Origin of the sequence: Micromonospora sp. NPDC047753, from assembly GCF_040642735.1 — a bacterium.
Taxonomy (GTDB): Bacteria; Actinomycetota; Actinomycetes; order Mycobacteriales; family Micromonosporaceae; genus Micromonospora.
In genome coordinates this window covers 1-1830 of sequence record NZ_JBEYSL010000803.1, presented here as the reverse complement: position 1 = coordinate 1830, position 1830 = coordinate 1, and the positions used below count along the sequence as shown (strand labels likewise).

3 protein-coding genes are annotated in these 1830 nt (G+C 69.2%); 1 reads left to right on the top strand and 2 read right to left on the bottom strand.

Translation table 11 applies throughout. The features are described 5' to 3' along the window. The coding region (locus ABZ749_RS34705) for a TetR/AcrR family transcriptional regulator (protein WP_357235538.1) at positions 1-406 on the bottom strand (406 nt) is incomplete at its 3' end. A gap of 413 nt (positions 407-819) precedes the next feature. Here ABZ749_RS34705 and ABZ749_RS34700 point away from each other — a divergent pair. Beyond that, on the top strand, positions 820-1473 hold the full coding sequence (locus tag ABZ749_RS34700; RefSeq protein WP_357235536.1) for an NAD(P)-binding domain-containing protein: 654 nt from the start codon (positions 820-822) through the stop codon (positions 1471-1473). A gap of 61 nt (positions 1474-1534) precedes the next feature. Here the strand turns inward: ABZ749_RS34700 and ABZ749_RS34695 are convergent. Beyond that, on the bottom strand, positions 1535-1830 hold a 296-nt coding region (locus tag ABZ749_RS34695), incomplete at its 5' end, for a helix-turn-helix domain-containing protein (protein WP_357235533.1).

Sequence of the window (1830 nt, the reverse complement as noted above, 5' to 3'; positions counted from 1 at the left end):
AGGCACGGACCACGGTCTTGTGCTCGACCGTCCGGGCGTGCACCGGCCCAGCGGCGGACGACTCGGCTGCGGTGTTGATGAACGCGCAGCCGTGGTAGCCCTCCCGGCGACAGGCGCCGGTCAGCGCGTCGAACATCCCAACCAGCTGGTCGCGTGGTTCGTCGCCGGCATCCCGGGCCGCGGACCGCAACGCGCCGAACCACGCCTGGTCGACCCGATCGAGGTACGCCAGCACGAGGTCGTCCTTGCGCGGGAAGTGCTTGTAGAGCGTCGCCTTGGCCACGCCCGACTCGGCGATCACCGTGTCCACCCCCACGCCGCGCGGCCCGTGCGCGTAGAAGAGCCGGAACGCGGTGTCCAGGATCCGGTCCCTGGCCGAGCCGGCCGGAGTGCGGGGCGCGGGCATCGGTGCTCCCTCGTTCTGCTGATGACAGCCCTGATCCTATAGACGGCTTCGTCTACGGAGGCAGTGCCCTCGGCTTCGGCGCCCCCGCGAGGGCCGCGCGACTATGGCACGACGGCCTCGCGACGGCCTCGCGATGGCCTCGCAGACGAGGGGCGGGACGTGGGTCCGGGCGCTTTGGAGCTGAATCGCTTGTGACATCAGCGGAAGACACCGGCCGGCGACGGCGGATGACTCGTCTGTGACATCAGCTCCAAAGGACTGCCACCCGCACTGCCGCCCCTCCGGGCGTCCAGTGAGGGCTGCACGCCGACACCTCTGCGACTCGACAGAGGGCTGCGATAGACAGACCTGTCTGTTAGCCTCCTTAGGATCGGCATGAGCCGATTCGATGTCCCGACGGAGGATCGATCGACATGCGCATCGCAGTTCTCGGCACCGGCTCGGTCGGTCGAGCCATCGCCGCCCGCACGGCGGAGCTGGGTCACCAGGTGACCATCGGCACCCGCGACGTCGCGGCCGTCCGGGCCGGCGACCACGCCCACTGGGCGGCGCAGCATCCCGAGGTCGGCCTGGCGACCCTCGCCGAAGCCGCAAGCGGCGCCGAGCTGGTCGTGAACGCCACAAACGGCAACGGCTCGCTCCCGGCACTGGCCGCGGCCGGCGCACCGAACCTGGCCGGCAAGGTTCTGCTCGACATCGCCAACCCGCTCGACTTCGGTGCGGGTTTTCCACCCACCCTGTCGGTGCTCAACACCGACTCCCTCGCCGAACGCATCCAGCGCGAGTTTCCACAGACCAGGGTGGTCAAATCCCTCAACACGGTGACCGCCGAGCTGATGGTGCACCCGCATCAGCTCGCCGAAGGTGCGCACAGTGTCTTCGTCTCCGGCGACGACACGGAGGCCAAGCGGATCGTCACCGGACTGCTCGTCAGCTTCGGCCACACCGACGTGATCGACCTCGGCGACCTCTCCACCGCGCGGGGCACCGAGATGCTGCTGCCGCTCTGGTTGCGGCTCTACGGTCGACTCGACACCGCCAACTTCAACATCAAGGTCGTCCGCTGAGCGAGCGGAAACAGCCCGAAGGGGGCCTGCGTCGAGCGCAGACCCCCTTCGCGTACGCCGATCACGGCTCGAACTTGTAGCCCAGACCCCGCACCGTGACGATGAAGCGCGGCGCGGACGGCTCCGGTTCGATCTTGGAGCGCAGCCGCTTGACGTGCACGTCGAGCGTCTTGGTGTCACCGACGTAGTCGGCGCCCCAGACCCGGTCGATGAGCTGGCCCCGGGTGAGCACCCGGCCCGCGTTGCGCAGCAGCAGCTCCAGCAACTCGAATTCCTTCAGCGGCAGCTGCACGGCCCCGCCGTCGACTGTCACCACGTGCCGTTCGATGTCCATCCGCACCGGGCCGGCGGCGAGCG

Bases quoted from the DNA above. Each gene is read 5' to 3' on its own strand.
- ABZ749_RS34700 (WP_357235536.1), top strand. From the start codon at position 820: ATGCGCATCGCAGTTCTCGGCACCGGCTCGGTCGGTCGAGCCATCGCC.